The 18,772-nt window shown below is 44.4% G+C and carries 12 protein-coding genes and 3 pseudogenes; 6 read left to right on the forward strand and 9 right to left on the reverse strand.

What is annotated here, in order from left to right; all coding sequences use genetic code 11:
- Positions 1-24: 24 nt before the first annotated feature.
- On the forward strand, positions 25-1,554 hold the full coding sequence (locus tag QT998_RS09035) for a YifB family Mg chelatase-like AAA ATPase (protein WP_333113898.1): 1,530 nt from the start codon (positions 25-27) through the stop codon (positions 1,552-1,554).
- A gap of 21 nt (positions 1,555-1,575) precedes the next feature.
- Here QT998_RS09035 and QT998_RS09040 read toward each other — a convergent pair whose 3' ends face one another.
- The gene (locus QT998_RS09040; RefSeq protein WP_333088009.1) at positions 1,576-1,797 is read right to left on the reverse strand and encodes a type II toxin-antitoxin system HicB family antitoxin; all 222 of its coding nucleotides are present in this window, start codon (positions 1,795-1,797) and stop codon (positions 1,576-1,578) included.
- A 12-nt stretch (positions 1,798-1,809) separates the two neighbouring features.
- Positions 1,810-2,034: pseudogene (locus QT998_RS09045) on the reverse strand (helix-turn-helix domain-containing protein); the annotation flags it as partial.
- Positions 2,035-2,173: 139 nt separating this feature from the next.
- On the opposite strand from QT998_RS09045, the pseudogene QT998_RS09050 reads away from it, so the two are divergent.
- Positions 2,174-3,315: pseudogene (locus tag QT998_RS09050) on the forward strand (IS4 family transposase).
- Between the two features lie 202 nt (positions 3,316-3,517).
- Here QT998_RS09050 and QT998_RS09055 read toward each other — a convergent pair.
- Positions 3,518-4,222, reverse strand: coding sequence for a rhomboid family intramembrane serine protease (locus QT998_RS09055; RefSeq protein WP_333088010.1), 705 nt, complete (start codon positions 4,220-4,222; stop codon positions 3,518-3,520).
- A gap of 114 nt (positions 4,223-4,336) precedes the next feature.
- Positions 4,337-4,474 carry an MFS transporter gene (locus QT998_RS09060; protein ID WP_228049856.1) on the reverse strand — a complete coding sequence of 46 codons (138 nt, stop codon included), beginning with the start codon at positions 4,472-4,474 and terminating at the stop codon, positions 4,337-4,339.
- A 60-nt stretch (positions 4,475-4,534) separates the two neighbouring features.
- Here QT998_RS09060 and QT998_RS09065 point away from each other — a divergent pair, with 60 nt between their 5' ends.
- Positions 4,535-4,954, forward strand: a complete 420-nt coding sequence (locus QT998_RS09065) for a GNAT family N-acetyltransferase (protein ID WP_333088013.1) — start codon at positions 4,535-4,537, stop codon at positions 4,952-4,954.
- On the opposite strand, the gene QT998_RS09070 is transcribed toward QT998_RS09065, so the two are convergent.
- From QT998_RS09070 to QT998_RS09090, 5 genes are all read right to left on the reverse strand, one after another.
- Entirely contained in the window at positions 4,955-6,973 is a 2,019-nt protein-coding gene (locus tag QT998_RS09070) for a glycoside hydrolase family 10 protein (protein ID WP_333113900.1), read from the reverse strand. It abuts the gene before it with no gap.
- Positions 6,974-7,148: 175 nt separating this feature from the next.
- The gene (locus QT998_RS09075; RefSeq protein WP_333088015.1) at positions 7,149-8,585 is read right to left on the reverse strand and encodes an N-acetylmuramoyl-L-alanine amidase; all 1,437 of its coding nucleotides are present in this window, start codon (positions 8,583-8,585) and stop codon (positions 7,149-7,151) included.
- A gap of 170 nt (positions 8,586-8,755) precedes the next feature.
- Positions 8,756-9,853, reverse strand: coding sequence for a DJ-1/PfpI/YhbO family deglycase/protease (locus QT998_RS09080; RefSeq protein ID WP_333113901.1), 1,098 nt, complete (start codon positions 9,851-9,853; stop codon positions 8,756-8,758).
- Positions 9,854-10,034: 181 nt separating this feature from the next.
- Complete coding sequence (locus QT998_RS09085) at positions 10,035-10,793, reverse strand: SDR family NAD(P)-dependent oxidoreductase (RefSeq protein ID WP_333088019.1); 759 nt, start codon at positions 10,791-10,793, stop codon at positions 10,035-10,037.
- Positions 10,794-11,017: 224 nt separating this feature from the next.
- Positions 11,018-14,878 (reverse strand): PAS domain S-box protein, encoded by a 3,861-nt coding sequence (locus QT998_RS09090; RefSeq protein WP_333113902.1) that lies wholly within the window; start codon positions 14,876-14,878, stop codon positions 11,018-11,020.
- Between the two features lie 244 nt (positions 14,879-15,122).
- Between QT998_RS09090 and QT998_RS09095 the strand changes: the two genes are divergently transcribed.
- From QT998_RS09095 to QT998_RS09105, 3 genes and pseudogenes are all read left to right on the forward strand, one after another.
- On the forward strand, positions 15,123-17,297 hold the full coding sequence (locus QT998_RS09095) for an EAL domain-containing protein (protein ID WP_333113905.1): 2,175 nt from the start codon (positions 15,123-15,125) through the stop codon (positions 17,295-17,297).
- Between the two features lie 179 nt (positions 17,298-17,476).
- The gene (locus QT998_RS09100) at positions 17,477-18,424 is read left to right on the forward strand and encodes an NAD(P)-dependent alcohol dehydrogenase (protein WP_333113907.1); all 948 of its coding nucleotides are present in this window, start codon (positions 17,477-17,479) and stop codon (positions 18,422-18,424) included.
- A gap of 128 nt (positions 18,425-18,552) precedes the next feature.
- Positions 18,553-18,772, forward strand: a pseudogene (locus QT998_RS09105) (hypothetical protein); the annotation flags it as partial.

Here is an 18,772-nt window from a genome sequence, read left to right on the forward strand (position 1 = left end):
CAGGCAAATTAGGGATCGAGAAAAATGCTTGCTAGGGTTTGGAGTGCATCGATCGTAGGCATTGACGCGGTAAAGGTGGGTGTGGAGGCTGATGTGTCGGGGGGGCTGCCGAAAATTGTGGTGGTGGGGTTGCCTGATTCGGCGGTGCAAGAAGCTAAAGAAAGGGTTAAGGCTACGCTAAAAAATTCGGGTTATGCTTTTCCGATGCGGAGTATTGTGATAAATTTAACTCCGGCGGATTTGCGGAAGGAAGGGCCGAGCTTTGATTTGCCGATCGCCATTGGCATTTTGGCAGCGTCGGAACAAGTCAGCGCTGAACTTTTGGGAGATTATTTGTTTTTGGGCGAACTGTCCTTAGATGGAAGTTTGCGGGCTGTGTCTGGGGTGTTGCCGATCGCCGCTGCTGCTGCCAAAATGGGTATTTCAGGATTAGTTGTACCGGCTGGTAACGCGCAAGAAGCGGCTTTGATGCACGGAATATCTGTTTATGGTTTTGAAAATATTTTTGCAGTTACTGATTTTTTGAACAATCCTCAAGTTTATTCGCCGGTACAAGTAAACGGTAAAGAAGAGTTAGCAAAAACGCGATTTTCGGGTCTAGATTTAAAGGATGTAAAGGGGCAAATTCACGCGCGGCGGGCTTTGGAAATTGCGGCTGCGGGGGGACACAATTTGATTTTTGTGGGGCCGCCAGGGAGCGGTAAGACGATGCTGGCGAGACGTTTGCCTGGTATTTTGCCGCCGCTGACTTTTGATGAAGCTTTGGATGTGACTCAAATTCATTCGGTGGCGGGGTTGTTGAAGGATAAGGGAATGCTGGTGAGCGATCGGCCTTTTCGCAGTCCTCACCATTCGGCATCCGGCCCTTCTTTGGTAGGTGGCGGCAGTTTTCCGCGTCCGGGTGAAATTTCTTTAGCACATCGCGGCATACTTTTTCTCGATGAATTAACTGAGTTTAAAAGAGATGTTTTGGAGTTTTTGCGACAACCGCTGGAAGATGGGTATGTGACTATTTCTCGAACTAGACAATCGGTGATGTTTCCGGCACAATTCACTTTAGTTGCTAGTACAAATCCTTGCGCTTGCGGTTATTACGGCGACTCGATCCAACAGTGTACTTGTTCGCCGCAAAAGCGAGAGCAATATTGGGCAAAACTTTCGGGGCCTTTGATGGATAGGATTGATTTGCAGGTGGCGGTTAATCGTTTGAAACCGGAGGAGATTACGCGACAGCCGACGGGGGAGGAGTCGGAACCTGTGCGGGTGAGGGTGCAGCGGGCGCGAGAGCTCGCAACTCGCCGTTTTCAGTCGGAATCTAGTTTGCGCTGTAATGCGGAGATGCAAAGCAGTCACATTAACCAATGGTGTCAGTTGGATGATGCTTCGCGGAATTTATTGGAGATGGCGATTCGGAAATTGGGGCTTTCGGCGCGGGCTAGCGATCGAATTTTGAAGGTTGCTAGGACTATTGCTGATTTGTCGGGGGATGAAAGTTTGAAAACCAATCATGTGGGAGAGGCGGTGCAGTATCGGACGATCGATCGGATGCAGTAAGGTGGATTTGTGCGATGTTTTTCAAGTCGTAAGTTGATATATTGCAGGTCGATATTTTGGTTCGGGAATGGGTTTTCCCGTAGCTTTTGCAGCTTCAAGCCATGCTGTTTTAGCAATCTGTACTTCCTGCAAAGCTGATTCTGGGGTTTCGCCAAAAGCTGAACAGTATTTTAAATCAGGAATATCAGCAATGTAGCCTTCATTTTGGTTGCTGTAAAAAATATTGATGCGATCGTCTTTCATAGTTCATCATCCTTAATTTTGAGCTATATCGTGTATTCCTGCTTCGTAAAATCCTTCCTCTTGAAGAAATTGAGTTAATTCCTTAAGTCCTTGGCGACGCATCACTTTTCGCTGTTCTTGATAAATGATTAAATCCTTAAATCGAATCCGCCGATGGGAACCTACTTTGATATAAGGAATTGCTCCTTCATCTAGCAAATTCACAAGAAATGGTCGCGATACATTCAAGATATCAGCCGCTTGCTGCGTCGCTTAGCGGGTGACAAGGCACTTCTAGTCTAAACAGGACAAAGCTTTGAGAGAATGGTAAGGTAAAAAAATAAGGAGCCACACGGGCTCCCCAAAAAACAAAATGTTGCCACCATGATACTAAAAAATCCTGTGCACTCATCTCAATGAAAGCCAATACTTAACCTTACAACTGCTGTTGTTATTGCTTCAGGCTCATCGTCAGGTTAAGCTCTCCGTATTAGCCAGTGTCTTTCCTCAACCGATTCAATATCAAAGTCGCTTTCCGAAACTTACAACGCTTGAGAGTGTTGCCTCAGTTGTGTGTCAAACTGTTATGGTTTCCCCTGATTAAATATTGGATTCGGCAAGAGCAAACGTCCAAGCGCTTAAACCGAGAACAACGTCGTTGTGTACGAAAACTCAAACATCAAAAGTATGGCTATTGGATCGTTACAATCGACCGGACACAGTGGAAAGGACATAATATATTTATGGTTAGTCTAGTCTGGGGAACTCATGCTCTGCCAATATATTGGGAACTCTTAAAGAAGTCAGGTAACAGTGACCTCAAGACTCAAAAACGACTTTTAGGTACAGTCCTTATTCTATTTAAGAAATACCCCGTTTTGGTATAATGGCGAGCGAGAGTTCCATAGCCCCAAACTCGCATCATGGCTTGATGACAGGGGTGTATCTTTTGCACTACGGAGCGAAAAAAGACTTCCAATTTCAAGAGAATTTAGGTGAAGACTATCAAGTGCTCAAAAAGCTTGGCTTCAAACCTGGGATGTCCAAATTTTATCAGAATATTTTGGGAAATAAAGGAGACGGTTTAGGGCCATTTAATCTGGCTGTATATTGGAAACGAAAATATCGTAAGCCAGGGCCAAAAGAACCTTGGTACATTCTGACAAATCTCCCTAATCTGAAGCTTACTTTAGATGTTTATTGTTGTCGGTGGGACATCGAACAGATGTTCAAAGATTACAAAACTGGTGGTGATAATGCGAGAAGATACCAAGGTCAATGAAGCTCGTTTGTTAGCTTGAGTCTTGTTGATTTCGCTCGCTTATAGTTTGGCAACGATTCACGGACAATGGATCAAGAAATTAGGTGTAGAAATTTATGCTGGGCGGATCTCGGAGCATCAAGACAAAACCCCACGACAAAGTGAATTTAGTCTGAGCCTCTATGGACAACGGTGGATCTATGGGATGGAATTATGGAACGATTGGGTAATAAGTCTAATTGCGCTCAAGCCCCATAAATAAACGTCTCTATTTTTAACGTGGCTTCTACGCCCTATCCCTTGTGCAGCAAGCATTATAGGTGCGTTGTCACCCGTTAAGAGAAAAATCACAACAAAGAGCCAAGTATAGCACCGAACTTTAAAAAAAATCAGAGGTTTGAAACCGCAGATAAACGCAGATAAACGCCGATTTAGTTGGCAGTTTATCTGCGTTAATTTGCATTCATCTGCGGTGAAAAATTAAATCCTATCGTCCTCAGAAAAAAGTCCCAACAAAGGGCCGAGAATAGCGCCGAAAACAAAGCCGCCGGCGTGAGCCCAGTAGGCAACTCCCCCGGATTCCATGCCGACATTTGCAGGGGCATTTAAGGAAGCCAACCCGCTCAATGCTTGCTGTGCAAACCAAAATCCGAGAAAGAAGAAAGCGGGGATTCTGACGGTGGTAATAAAGATTCCTAACGGCAGCAGTGTTAGAACTTTGGCTTGGGGATATTTGAGAATGTAAGCTCCCATCACGCCTGCGATCGCCCCGCTAGCACCAAGGGACGGAATGGCTGATGCTGAGGAAAAAAACCACTGAGTTAGTGATGCTAAAACGCCGCAGGTAAGGTAAAATATTATAAATTTGACGTGTCCTAAACGGTCTTCTACATTGTTGCCAAAAATCCACAAAAATAACATATTTCCGGCAATGTGGAGAAAGCCTGCGTGCAGGAATTGCGAGCTAATTAGCGTAGTCCATTCGGGAAATGGCGAAACTGGCAGCGCTACCCGACACATATTGCTTAGCTGGCAAGGAACTACCGCCCAAGAGTAGAAAAATTGCGTTAATTGGCGATCGCCCAAGGAGAGTTCGTACAAAAATACTAATACGTTTGCAGCAATCAGCCCGTAGGTAACGTAGGGAGTGATGCTGATCGGGTTTTCGTCGCGTAAGGGAACCACAGCCGTTTTTTCCTCAAGATCAAAAATATTGGCAACAGGATAGCGTATTTGCCTGCAATATTTCTTCTATCGCAAGGAAGAAGTTATTAGTCAGTTGTCTGTTGTCTGTTGAATTTATCTGTTGTCAGGATTGCCGTAAATCATTTGGGAAACTTTGGGGGTTTTGTCTCCGATGTGAAAAGTGCGGGCTGTTTCTTCGATCGCCCGATCGGCATTTGTGACTCGCTCGAATTGGCGAAAGTTTTTTGTCAATGGGATGGACAAAAATTAGGTATCATAGTCTAGAAGTGAAGTTTCGATAGATTTTAGTTCATGTCGATCCAGTTGGCAAAATCCGATTCACAAATCCTTGAATGCTTTCCGATATTGGCTCAATTACGTCCACACCTGAAACAAGAGGATTTTTTGGAGAAAGTTCAGCGTCAAAAGCAGAATGGTTACCAGTTGGCTTTTTTAGAACGAGATGCTCAAATATTTGCTGTAGCAGGGTTCTGTATTGATGAGTGTTTGGCGTGGGGACGATTTTTGTATGTTTATGATTTGGTTGTTGATGAAACAGTGCGGTCAAAAGGTTACGGGCAAAATCTGTTTGAGTGGTTGATAGAATTTGGCAGGCACCATGATTGCAAAGAGTTACATCTAGATTCAGGAGTTCAGCGTTTTGATGCCCATCGCTTCTATTTGCAGCAACGTATGAACATTATATGCCATCATTTTTCGCTAAACTTGTGATTATATTTCTATGAAAACTCCTACACTTTCTACAGCCATGATACTCACCGCGCACAAAGCATAAATTCCCGTTCCTACGGCTACTTGTACTGTGTCTGCATTGAGAATTTTGATCAGCTTCCAGCTATCTCCATTTTTTTGATAAAGCGTCCACGAACGAATGTTTTTATCGGCGGGATTTTTCCACTGCAAAATATTGCTGTTGCCAACTTTTTGGACTACGGCTGATGCGGGAGGGGCTGGTCGCGTTCCATTTTGCCAAGGCATCACGGGAACGAGTGCAGGTTGCGTGTATGTAGTGGATTTGAAATTATCGTATATTTTTTGGCGATTGTCGCTAAATGCTTTCATGCTGAAGAAAACATTGCCTAAAGCTAAGTTTTGTTTGGAGTTGCGCGTAATCTCAATTTGATTGTTGATTTCGTCTACATTCCACTTCTGACCGTCAAGCTTTCCTAAGTTATTTCCCACATAAATATGTCTGTTTTGCGGGTTATTTTCGAGCCACCATTGCAGCAAAACTGGATAGCTTTGAGCTGTTTGGTCGATGCGCCAATAAAGTTGCGGATTGAGATAATCGACCCAACCTGATACTAACCATTTTTTGGCATCGGCGTAAAGTGTTTCGTAGGCATCTAAACCGCGACTTTGGGGCGGCTGGCCGGGGCGATATATGCCGAAGGGACTGATGCCGAATTTAACGTTGGGTTTGGCTGCTCGAATTCCTTCTCCTAGTCTTTTAACTAGCTTGTTAACATTTTCCCGACGCCAATCTCCTAAATTCATTTTTCCGCCTCTGGAGACGTAACTATTGTAAATTTTGCTGTCGGGAAATTCTTGGCCGGCAATCGGGTAAGGATAGAAATAATCGTCGAAGTGAACGCCGTCTATATCGTAGCGCTTTACTACGTCTAAAATGACGTTGTAAGTTTTTTCTAGCACTAAATCAATTCCCGGATCCATCCACCAGTCGTCGCCCCACGGATAAACGCATTCGGGATTGGTAACAGAGATGTGCGGGCTGACGTTGGGAGGGGTTTGGGTATAAGAAACTTTGGCGCGGTAGGGATTGAACCAAGCGTGAACTTCTATGTTGCGTTTGTGGCTTTCTGCAACGGCAAATATTAAAGGGTCATAATAAGGTTCTGGTGGTTTTCCTTGAGTTCCTGTCAGCCATGAACTCCAAGGTTCTAATTGTGAGGCGTAAAGGGCGTCGCCTGCTGCTCTAATTTGGAGGATAATTGCATTGAAATTCATTTCTTGTACCCTGTCAAGAATTTTTAACAGTTCGGCTTTTTGCTGTTCTGTTGAGAGTTTGTTGCTGAACGGCCAGTCTATGTTCCACACTGATGTTATCCAAACTCCGCGAAATTCTCGCTGGTGGTTTACGTAAACTTGGGGTCGGGGAACTTTGCTGAGAACTATAATATATTGATTGTATATTGCTGGTGCTTTTTTGAGATACACTAATGCTTGATAAACCCAGGCTGAAATATCGGATCTGGTGGCGCTTCCGGCGGGATTTAATAAGTTTAAATTTGGATAGTTTACAACTATTTCGGATTGGGTGGCTATGACGATCGCATTTTTGGCATAGTTGGGAATTTCTGTGCTGTCTAGGTAGATGTTTGATAGGATAAGATTGCTTGTTGGTACACTATTTGAGCCAAATACTCCGCTAACTAAAGCAACTAATGCCTCGGCTCTGGTAATCCTATTTTCGGGTTGGAACAGGTTGTCGGGGTAGCCGGAAATAAACCCTCTTTTATATGCTGTTTGAATGGCGGCGGCGGCCCAGTGAGTGGCGGGAACGTCGATAAAGGGAATGTAGGGCCGTTTGTCGGGTATGGGAAAGGCTTTGCTGACAATGGCGGCAAATTGGGCGCGGGTGAGGTTGCTGTTGGGGCGAAAAGTGCGATCGGGAAATCCGCTAATTACTGACCGTTCTACTAAGCCGTCAATAAATATTTTGGCCCAATTATTTTGAATGTCGGAAAATTGGATGTTGCTAGAAACCATAGTTATTTAATAATCTGGAATTGGGCGAGCGCGAAGCGGAGGGATTGGGAATTGGGCGAGCGCGAAGCGGAGGGATTGGGCATTGTTGACTGTTGACTGTTGACTGTTAACTGTTGACGGCGTTGAGTGATGACAACTGACAACTATCAACTGTCAACTGTCAACAGTCAACTGACTACAATAAACCTGCATTTTCGTAGGAAAGCCGGATGATATTGATGATTTTTTCTCCGTATAATGGGTCAGAATTCCAGCGACCGGCAAGTTCGTTGACTGTGGGGGCGACACCGCGCTTGACAAAGCGAAAACGCACGTTTTCTTTGACTAAAGGTTGGTCGATAGGTTCGATGCTGCCGTAAGCTTTTAGGTGCTGAATTTGCGCTCTAATTCCTGTCCTGACATCGGGAAATGAGAGACCGGAATTTGTGGGGCTGATGACTCCCATGTCGGCAAAGTTAAATTGTTCTGCTTTTACTGCAATGCCAAATTTGAGATAGTTTGTTTCTAAACACATTTGGCCAAAAGCTACGTCGTGGTTAACTCCTTCTGCGGCTGCTTCTTGCACGTAAATTTGAGGTAAACTCGGAAAGTTTGCTGAGGCTTTGCTGTTATTTTTGGCGAGAAATGCTGTCATTTGTTGGGCGGTAGTTAGACCCCGACCCATGATTTTTGCTACGCCTGAGAGGATATCACGGCGCGATCGCAGTAATACTGATGTTGTAGACTGATCCCATGCTACGGAAATATCCCGATCGCGCAAATCGATCGCCCGCACGAAAACTACTCCATTGTACGTTACCCGGCGATCGACTGCCTCTGGTTCGACGTTGAGAAGGTCTAGAACTTCGGAAGGGACAAAGGAATTTCCGTTCACCAAAATGCCTTTATCTTCGTGCGGCCCACCGTTAATTTGGATATTAATCAAGGGATAAACTATAGGTGTCGGCGCGGGCGTTGGTGCGGGTGTCGGTGCGGGCGTTGGTGCAGGTGTCGGCGCTGGTGTCGGCGCTGGTGTCGGTGCGGGTGTTGGTGTTGGCAAGGGTTTCAAATTCGTATTTTTTAACCAAGCTTCGAGCCCGTCAGCGAGTCCGAGGGCGACATCGCGGCGACGAGTTTGAATAATTCGCAAGTCATCGGGGCTGGTCAAAAAACCGAGTTCAATCAGTAGCGAAGGAATGTTGACGCGCCGACAAAATCCGAGGCTACCAACACCAGCTTCAGTATCTGCTTTTGCGCCACGGCTTGGTATTTCTCGGCACCTGCGTAAATAGCCGTTTAAAATTAAATCCGCATCTGCTTTTCGCTTAGGGTTGCTGCCAATATAAAACGCAGTGGCACCGCGAACTTGGGGATTAGAAAAAGAGTCGCCGTGAATTTCTACCGCTACATCTCCCGCGAGGCTGCGGTTGTTTATCCAAGCGATAGTTTCTAGCAAACTCAGAGTATCGGGCACCGAGAAAGTTTCTATGCCTCGCTGCCGCAATTCGGCTACTAATAAGTCGCGAGTTAGGATCATTTCCTGGGCTTCGGTGGTGCCAAGTGCGATCGCCCCCATATCCCGCAAGCTGCCTTCAAACCCGCCGTGTCCTGCTGAAACAAAGATAGAACCCATTTTATAAAATTCTCCACCTTGCAGTTAATTTAGCATCTGCTTTGTAGTCTTGGGATTTATTTTACCGCAAAGGCGTATATTTTATTATTGCATAGCAAATTTGTAGTTGCGCTCTAGGTAGGGGTTTTAACCCCTTGGCACAACTACAAAATTATTGATCCGGCGGCTAGTTACATCGTAACAGCGGGGCTAGTCGAAGGTTTTGGCGGCTTAATGTCCTGGGAAACTGCACGGGCGCGGAAGAGTTTAGCAAAGGCTTGCTCGCACTTAGACAAATCCGCTTCTATCTCTGTAAAAATGTCAGTTGATACCGGATCTGTAAACTGGGCCCGCAGGTTGTGGATATCGACAACACCGGTTTGCAAATCGCCCAAAATGGTTCGCAACAAAAACGTTTCATCAGTTCCTTGTAGCGAAGTTTTTAATTTAGCGTATTTATCAGCAATTTGGGCGGGAATTGAGGGTTTTTCGCCGAAATCGTTCAGGCGCTTTTCCAGAGCGAGGATGTGGTGCTGTTTGTTTTGAACCATTTCTGCAAGGAACGATCGCAAATCGCTATCTCCGGTTTTTTCCGCATAATTTTGAAACGCTTCGCAAGCATAACGTTCCCCTGCGAGGGCGGTATTCAAACCCTTAGCAATATCGCCTTGTGTGGAGCCTCCCCAAGCATTAGCTAGTTTCCACCATTCTGCACTGCTGTCAGTTTCTTCGGGTAAACCTACTGCTTTTCCGCCGTAACCGAGGCGAGCCAGAATTGCAGTAGTAAATATTGCTAAATCGCCCGGTTGGCGGGAAGTAATCAAGTTAGCATCAACTACTAAAGGTTCGTTGATGTAGTTAGCTCCGGCATTAATCATGTCGGTTTTTATTGCCAAGAAACCAGTCGCATTTTTGCCTTTTAGCAAGTCGGCTTCAATCAAAACTTGCGGCCCGTGACAAACAGCAGCGACTATTTTTCCTTGCTCGAAAGCTTCTTTGACAAACCCCACTGTATTGGGATTAGTCCGCATAGTATCGGGAGCCATACCGCCGGGAATTATCACTGCATCGAATTCTTCTGCTACTGATTCAGTAGTAGTTCCGTCAGCTTGCTGGGAAACTTTACCATTTTTACCGGCATACTTTTCGTTAGTACGGGAACCGAGAACAACTACTTCAAATCCTGCTTGTTTTAAGGCATTGTAAGGAACTAGGAATTCGGAATCTTCTACTCCATTTTCGATAAGGATAGCAACTCGTTTGGTGTTTGTACCGTTATCTGCTGTCATAATCAGTTTTCCTTAAGGTAGTATTTTATAAAATTTAATTTATTTGTTGCTGTTTTCGCGTCTGGCTAAGGTTATAAATTGGTTGGTGGCAAAATGTGTGTTCATGAGTCTTTGGAGGTAGTCGTAAGGTGCGCATTGCGCACCCTACAATTAGATGTTTTGTGCAGTATCACGGATAGCATCAATGCACGTAAGAGGCACCGTTAATGTCGATCGTTGTCCCCGTAGCGTGCGGGGCTAAACCAGAGGCTAAAAAGGCAATAACATTGGCGACATCTTGAGGAGGAGCGATTTTGCCGATCGGGATATCGCGCACAATCTCTGCTTCGCCAAACTCCCGAATAAACTTATCTGCCATTTCCGTACTGACAAATCCCGGTGCAACAGTAAAAGCCAAAATATTCTCAGCCGCAAATCCTCTAGCAATGCTGCGAGTTAAAGCAACAATCGCACCTTTTGAGGCGGCATAGTGGAGGTAATTAGGGTCATCGCCGCGAAAAGCAGCGCGACTTGCTATATTAATAATTGTACCACCACTGCGAGTTTTGAAATGTAGAATTGCTTCCCGGCACAAATCAGCAACAGCAACTAAATTAACTTGTAAAGTTTGCTGCCAAACCGACGACCAAATATCGAATTCCTCCTCAATACCCGCCGACTGCATAATCCCAGCATTGTTAACTATAATATCAATATGACCGCGCCATTTTACCGCATCTCGCCACAAACTCGCAGCCGCATTTTCTAGCATCAAATCTGCTGCTAATAAATAACAGCGATCGCCCGCAACACTTGCTGCTACCGATTCCGCCGCTTGGTGACTGCGACAGTAATGTAAAATCACCTCAGCCCTAGCATTAACCAGAGTCCGAACCGTCACTGCACCAATCCCTTTCGAGCCGCCCGTTACTAAAATTACCTTTCCGGTTAAATCAATCATTTCTGTCTCTCTCTGCGGTTAATAAAAAAAATCAATCCCATTCACACCCAAAATATAATTGCTATATGATACAGCACATTCAATCTAATGCAATGCCATTGCCTCATGCTGATATCTGCAACACACATATCCAAAAACTTCCAAATCTTTTTCCAGGTTGGTTTCTATTGGAAATATAGCCACTGCTGAAAGCACTATAGCCTCTTTTTCCTTAAACTCGATAGCTAAAGTGGATTCGGCAGCAGAGGTCGAATTAACTCCATAATTCGGTCATAATTAAAATTGTTGATATAATCAGTTAGTGCCTTAGATAAACCTGCTTTAGATTCAGGAATTTGTACAATTAATTCGTTCATAACTTCGGTGTCGAGATAGTAAGCGGCGTGATACATTTGTTCTAACCACTGAGGGGACATCACAGATATATCTTCTACAGACAGCGTTTCAAGCAATAGTTTCTTGTGAGTTTGTTCTACGACTGCGTAGATATATTGCACTCCCAAATATTTAGCAATTTTGTCAAAGATGTCTCTCTGCTGAAATGGCTTGCTTATAAAGTCGTTAAAGCCAGCCATAAGAACTTTCTCTCGCTCTTCTTCAAAAATACTGGCAGTTAAAGCAATAATGACAGTTTCTTGGCTCTGAGGGCGTTCTCTAATATATTTAGTAGCTGTGTAGCCATCCACGATCGGCATTTGCAGATCCATCAGAATCAGGTGGGGCCGCCAACTCTCCCACAGTGAGAGTGCCTCCACTCCCTGTTTTGCTTCTCTCACCTCAAAACCAACCGAGATCAGGATCTCGACTAACAAGCGACGATTTTCTCCTAAATCTTCAACAATAAGAATGCGGTAAGTCGGTTGTCCGGGAGCTAAATTAATTACTCTTTGATTAATTGATTCTGGGGGTAAGGATTCGGCTTGAGGTAACTGTACACCAATCTCAAAAGAAAAAGTGCTACCTCGGTGCAAAGTGCTTTTAACCCGAATTTGACCGCCCATGAGTTTGACGAGTTTTTGACTGATCCCTAAACCAAGCCCACTGCCTTGACTCAAATTCTTCCCAGCTTCGGCTTGCACAAATACCTTAAATAGGCTCTCAATTTCTGTGGGCGCGATTCCCACACCTGTATCCTCAACTTCAAAAGATAGGTGACAGGATGTTTTGTCTCTTTGTGCTGCTCTTACTCGTAGAGTGACGCTTCCTTGATTGGTAAACTTAATCGCATTACTAAGGAGATTGACCAAGACTTGATAGAGTTTTTTCCCGTCGCTATGCACAAATTGAGGAATGTCGGGATCTAGCTCAAAAATTAGTTGCAATTCTTTAGATTGGACTTTAGCTTGGAACATTTCTTCAATAGAAGTCAGCAAATTTGTCAAACCAAAGTCAGAAGGATTGAGGGTCATCCGTCCGCTCTCTATTTTGGATAAATCTAAAATATCGTTAATCAAGTCCAATAAATGTTTACCGCTACGCTTCACAATCTGTAAATGTTCTTGAACAGAAGGAGTCAGATTGCTCTCATAACTCATCAATTGCGTGAATCCCAAAATTGAGTTGAGGGGGGTGCGGAGTTCGTGGCTTATATTGGCGAGGAAGACAGTCTTGGCTTGGTTTGCTTCATTTGCCTGGTGAAATTCCAACTCAGCTTGTTTGCGATCGCTAATATCAATTAAATATCCTAAAATTTCTACTGGTGTACCTGAATGATCTTGAATTAGCCTAAACTGAGCGAGCATCCAGCGATAAACCCCATCGGAGCGACGAAAACGGTATTCCTGGAAATACAAATCATTAATGAATAGATTTGCTAAGCCATGAACCACTGTTCCTACATCATCGGGGTGTAAGTGATTCACCCAAAATTGAGAATCTTCTAAAAACTCGCTGGTTTCGTAGCCCCATATATCTTTGATATTTTCGCTGATGAACGTTGCGCCATAATCGCCAGCAGGTTTACTGCTAAAAATGACAACGGGGCTGTAGTTTAGAAGAAAGTTGAGGCGATTTGTGGTAGCTTGCAAGGCTTGCTCAGCTAGTTTTAGCTCTGTTGCGTCCTCCTGAACGGCAACATATACAGTTCCGTATTCAGGATGCTCAAACTTGGATGTATGAACTCTGCACCAAAAGAGAGTTCCATCTTTCTTTTTATTTTGGACTTCATATTTCGCTTCGCCGGTCTGTTGAATTTGAGTAACGATATCTAGAAAGGTTACATCTGGTGTAACCTTTGTATCGACATAATTCAAGACACCAAGGGGTTGACCTGCGAGTTCGCCCTCTGCGTAGCCAAACATAGCGTCAAAGGTAGGATTGGTGTAGACGATCGTGAGGTCTGAGGCTTTAATCAAACATACTCCTCCTGCCATATTATTCATAATAACGCTTTGAAGTTCTAGCGTCTTTTGAGCTTCTTTTTGAGCGGTAATGTCTTGGACTTGAGCAATAAAATGCAAGGGATTTCTCTGTGCATCTTGTACTAGCGAGCCATCAAGAATACTCCAAATAATATGTCCTTGTTTATGGAAATACCGTTTTTCCAGTTGGTAAGTTGAAATTGTTCCTGCTAATAGCTGATGTGCATAACTAAGATCCGCGTCTAAATCGTCAGGATGGGTGATATCTTGGAAACTTAATGCTAACAACTCTTCTGAGGAGTAGCCAAGAATCTGACATAAGGCAGGATTGACTTTAATCCAGTGCCCATCAAGTGAAACGATCGCCATCCCGATAGAGGCATCTTCAAACGCATGGCGAAACTGCTCTTCACTGTTTCGTAAAGCCATCTCAATTTGTTTGCGATCGCTAATATCGCGCAGAATAACCGTAAATACCGTTTCGTCTCCCATTTCCAGCCTAGAAATAGAGGCTTCAGCCGCAAACTGCGTTCCATCTTGACGACGACCCAAAATCTCGCCTCGTTCTCCCATCCTTCGCGCTCTGGTAGAAGACTGTGCAAATTGTTTGATATGCTGCGGGTGTGCATTTCTAAACTGTTCTGGCAGCAGTAAATTCAGTGGCTCCCCTAAAATATCCTCAATTTTATAGCCAAATATCTTTTCTGCCCCTTGATTAAACAGGGTAATGCGTTGAGTGCGATCGACTGAAATGATTGCATCATTGGCGATTTCTAGAATGCCCGCAAAACGAGCCTGCGATTTTTGTAAAGCATCTGTTCGTTCAGCCACAAGAATTTCTAAATTTTCGTTAAGTTTTTTAATTTCTGCTTCGGCTTGTTGGCGCTTATAATCTATCTGGTTCAAAAAGCGAGCCGTCCCCAAGATGAGAATTGAGAACGTGACAACCATAACAGTTGAACGCAATGTATAGCCAAAATTAGCGTTATACCAGCCTAAATTTTGTCCCTGAAGAGTGAACCAGTTCAGTGTCACTGGAAAGGTCGTCGCCCAAGGCAGCAACCACCGAACCATTACTCCGCCGACCAGGCGACTGCTTACTACTTGCATTAATCCTTCGTTGGGGCGGAGCAATAAAATTCCTCCATAGAGGATGAAAAAGATGGCGATCGTATTTAGGGGTTGAGTCGTCGTAATTGTGACCAACCGTTCAAGAATATCGACATTGAATAAGTGTGTAAATAAAGCTAGTAGAGAAATTAAAGCTGCAACACTACTAAAAATCTGAGCCAACCAAGTATCCCGTTGGGAATTTTGCCCTAACAGTAACAGTGCTAGTCCCATCAGCACAAAATTTAGGGCGGTATTTACTCCCATTCTTCCCGGATAAGGAGCCGCTGAAGAAACGAAATCTCGGAAAAGCCACTGATCAATACCCAGTTTCCAACCAAAAATATACTCGCTCACCGTCAGCAAACCGATGATGATGATGAATCCTGCCATTCCTTGAGCGATGCGATTGTACAGTCGGGTTCTTTGGTACTGCAACAATCTCAAAGACACTCCAGCCAGCAAAAAGCAAAGTGCCGTGTTTGCTTTCATGCTCGAAGTCATACCGGGAAAACCACTTTTGAGTAGGGAAATATTAAATTGCCAACCCAGCAGCACGAGACATCCGATCGCAATGACGAGTAGACTTGCCATTTGAGAAATGCGCTTGTTCATAAATCGGCTGCTTAGGTTTAAATACTCTGCTTCTGATGTTAGACGAAGCGAAGAAGGGCAAGCACGGGGGGCTGCCCCTAACCGAACTCTTCAGATTTTGTATGTCTGCGCCCCCTTGCCACACCAATATATCGGGGATCGCAGGACTTCTTTCTGGGTAAAGTGAGCTTTATAAGCTAGTAATTCAACTATACTATTTGTGCATATGTTTATAGTCGTCTAGCAAGAAACTAGGGAAATCTGTATGATTATCGATAGAACTAGCGATCGGGTTAGCGATCGAGCTAAAAACTACCGAGGCAATATTTTAATTGTTGACGATCTGCCTGATAACCTGCGTCTTCTCAGGGATACTTTGAGCGCAGAGGGTTATAAAGTACGCAGTGCTCTAACAGGGGCAATGGCGCTCAGAGCTGCCCAATTGCCATCGACGGAGTTAATCTTACTAGACATTAAATTGCCAGATATTGATGGCTATGAAGTTTGTAAACAATTAAAATCTGACCCTAGCACCGCAGACATCCCCATAATTTTTTTGAGTGCACTGAATGAAACTTTTAATAAGGTTCAAGGGCTGGCTGCGGGCGGGGTAGATTATATTTCTAAGCCATTTCAACTTGAAGAAGTATTAGCTCGTGTCGAAACCCACCTAACTATTGGAAGGCTGCAACAAAGACTCCAAAAGCAAAATTTACGTCTGTTGAGAGAAATTGAAGAACGGCAACGTCTCGAAGAGTCTCTCTTTGCCGAAAAGGAATTGGCTCAAGTGACACTGCAATCCATTGGCGATGCGGTCATTACTACGGATGCCCAAGGTAATGTGAGATATTTAAATCCTATAGCTGAGCGACTGACAGGCTGGAAGGTTCATGAGGTTCAAGGAGTTCCTTTGTCTACAGTCTTCCTAATTGTCGATCAAGTAACGCGAGAGCCAGTAGAGAATCCTATAAACAAAGCTCTATTAGAGGAGCGTATTGTGAGCTTAGGTCACCAAACTATTCTCGTTGCCCGCGATGGGACGGAGTATGCAGTTGAGGACTCAGCAGCACCAATTCGAGACCGCCAAGGTCAAATTATTGGGGTAGTCATCGTCTTTCATGATGTTACCGAATCGCGCTATCTCACCCGTCAACTCTCTTGGGAAGCTAGTCACGATGCCCTGACGGGGTTAATCAACCGTCGAAAATTTGAGCAACATTTAGTTGATGCGATCGCCTCTGTTAAAGATAGCAATCAGCAGCACGCTCTCTGTTATTTAGATTTAGACCAGTTCAAAGTCGTTAACGATACCGCAGGTCATCTTGCTGGCGATGAGCTACTGCGCCAAATCAGTGCACTTATTCAAAAGGGAGTCCGTGCTAATGACACGCTGGCGCGCTTGGGAGGTGATGAATTTGGTCTTTTGCTTAGTCAATGTCCCCTCTCTCAAGCAGCTAAGATTGCGGAACAACTCAAAGACTTAGTGCATCAGTTTCGGTTTATTTGGGATAGCAAAATCTTGATCGTCGGGGTCAGTATTGGAGTTGTTGCCATTGACGAAACAAGCCAAAATTTGATGGAGCTTCTAGGAGCGGCTGATGCAGCTTGTTATGCGGCAAAAGCCAGAGGCCGCAACTGTGTTCATCTTTATCGCCTAGATGATGGCGAACTAATTAGACAACGTGGTGAGAGACTGGCGGTTTCCAAAATCAGTCGAGCGTTGGAAACGAATCGTTTTTGTCTCTACTACCAAAAGATTGTCTCTATTACCTCTAAACCATTAGTAGAGCATTATGAGATTTTGATCAGAATGCTGAACGAAAATGGAAAAATAGTATCTCCAAATGAGTTTATTCCAGCCGCCGAGCGTTACGGATTGATAACTGAGATCGATTGTTGGGTCATCGAGAAATTTTTCTCAAACTATCACAAGTTGCCGGATAAAGATGTTCTTAGTCAAGGCTTGTATACGATCAATCTTTCTGGGGCTAGCATTAGTAACAATCAGTTTATGAGGTTTTTAATCGAACAATTTTCTCGCTACCAAGTTCCACCACAAACCATTGGTTTTGAAATCACGGAAACGGCAGCGATCGCCAACTTTGAGCAAGCCAGATATTTCATGAGCGAACTCAAAAAGATTGGCTGTTGCTTTGCTTTAGATGATTTTGGCAGTGGGTTGAGTTCCTTTGCGTACCTGATAAATTTACCAGTGGATTATCTAAAAATAGATGGCGCTTTTGTCAAGAATATTAGTCATAATTTGATTTCTCAAGCGCTGGTTGAAGGGTTTAATCGTATTGCCCATGCGATGAATCTTAAAACTATAGCTGAGTTTGTCGAAGACGAGACTATCTTAGAAAAATTGCGGGAGATTGGAGTAGATTATGCTCAGGGTTATGGGATCGCCCGCCCTGTTCCTATTAACTTTAATCCCTAGTCGATCGCACGCTCGCCAGCGGGCCCGTTGCCTCACGCCTGCGCCCAGTCGGTCGGCTTCCAAGAGTCGATCGCCCGCTGCTACAAGTCTAGCTCAATTTACTGTGTCACATTTAGATCGAATGTGCTGTAATTGTAAAGGATTGAGTATTCTATTGGAAATAAACCGGAAAATTTGCCATGAAAGCAGTTGCGTTCGATCGCTACGGTTCAGCCGAGGAATTGCAGTACCGAGAGTTGGAAAAACCGATCGCCAAATCCAACGAATTCTTAGTGCGAGTTCGCGCTAGCAGCGTCAATCCCGTAGACTGGAAAATCCGGCAAGGACACCTGCAACTATTAACAGGATATAACTTTCCTCGAATAGTCGGTTCTGACATATCGGGAGTTGTCGTGGAAGTCGGCCGGGAAGTCACCAAATTTCAACCCGGAGATGAAGTTTATACTTTCTTAAATCCAATCAAGGGGGGTGCTTGCGCCGAATACGCTGTCGTGCCAGAATCCGATGCCGCCTTTAAACCTAAAAACATCACTCATGCAGAAGCAGCAGCAGTACCGATCGCAGGTTTAACAGCTTTGCAATCGCTCCGAGATTTGGGTCAAATTCAAGCAGGAAACAAAGTATTGATTAACGGTGCTTCCGGCGGAGTCGGCACTTTTGCCGTGCAAGTTGCGAAAGCAATGAATGCGGAAGTAACGGGAGTTTGCAGTGCTAAAAATAGAGATTTTGTCAAGAGTTTGGGAGCAGATTTTGTTCTGGATTACGCGGAAGTTGACTTTACTCAACAGACCGAAAAATATGATATAATCTTGGATGCTGTCGGGACAAGAACATTTGCTGAATGCGAAAATGTGCTGCAATCAGAGGGAGTTTATATCTCGACTTTGCCGAGTTTAGACAACCTCGCACCGATGTTAACGAGCTGGTTTATATCGGGCAAAAAAGCTAAATTTATTTTAGCCAATGCCAACCCCAGCGATTTAGGGGCTTTGCGGGAGTTAATAGAATCCGATAAAGTTGAGCCGATTGTCGATCGCACTTACAGCTTAGCAGAAGTAGCAGCAGCCCACGCTTACAGCGAAACCGGCCGCGCGATCGGCAAAATTGCGATCGTGATTGATGGCTAAAAAAAATTATAGCTAACCAATGGGCTTAAAGTAAAAAGAGCGATCGCCCTTAATCCAGAAACTGATTTCTGCTACCACCTGCACCCAAGACTAATAAACGTAAAACCTAAATAAAATCAATAATACCTATGACTGTGCCCTCAGACTTGGAGACATCCGAACAAGGTTCCGACAACAACCTAGAACAAGTTAGCCGGGGAAATAGCATTGCACCCATCGCCGATGATTTAGAGGCTGTCAGTAACTTAGAAGACGAAGCAGTTAGCGAGGAAAATAGCATTGCACCCATCGCCGATGATTTAGAGGCTGTCAGTAACTTAGAAGACGAAGCAGTTAGCGAGGAAAATA

Source organism: Microcoleus sp. S1D4 (assembly GCF_036700765.1).
Lineage (GTDB): Bacteria > Cyanobacteriota > Cyanobacteriia > Cyanobacteriales > Microcoleaceae > Microcoleus.

Coding starts and splice junctions, on each gene's coding strand:
- QT998_RS09075 (WP_333088015.1), bottom strand. CDS start 8,585: ATGGGTTCTATCTTTGTTTCAGCAGGACACGGCGGGTTTGAAGGCAGC.
- QT998_RS09040 (WP_333088009.1), bottom strand. CDS start 1,797: ATGAAAGACGATCGCATCAATATTTTTTACAGCAACCAAAATGAAGGC.
- QT998_RS09035 (WP_333113898.1), top strand. CDS start 25: ATGCTTGCTAGGGTTTGGAGTGCATCGATCGTAGGCATTGACGCGGTA.
- QT998_RS09090 (WP_333113902.1), bottom strand. CDS start 14,878: ATGAACAAGCGCATTTCTCAAATGGCAAGTCTACTCGTCATTGCGATC.
- QT998_RS09070 (WP_333113900.1), bottom strand. CDS start 6,973: ATGGTTTCTAGCAACATCCAATTTTCCGACATTCAAAATAATTGGGCC.
- QT998_RS09095 (WP_333113905.1), top strand. CDS start 15,123: ATGATTATCGATAGAACTAGCGATCGGGTTAGCGATCGAGCTAAAAAC.
- QT998_RS09065 (WP_333088013.1), top strand. CDS start 4,535: ATGTCGATCCAGTTGGCAAAATCCGATTCACAAATCCTTGAATGCTTT.
- QT998_RS09080 (WP_333113901.1), bottom strand. CDS start 9,853: ATGACAGCAGATAACGGTACAAACACCAAACGAGTTGCTATCCTTATC.
- QT998_RS09085 (WP_333088019.1), bottom strand. CDS start 10,793: ATGATTGATTTAACCGGAAAGGTAATTTTAGTAACGGGCGGCTCGAAA.
- QT998_RS09100 (WP_333113907.1), top strand. CDS start 17,477: ATGAAAGCAGTTGCGTTCGATCGCTACGGTTCAGCCGAGGAATTGCAG.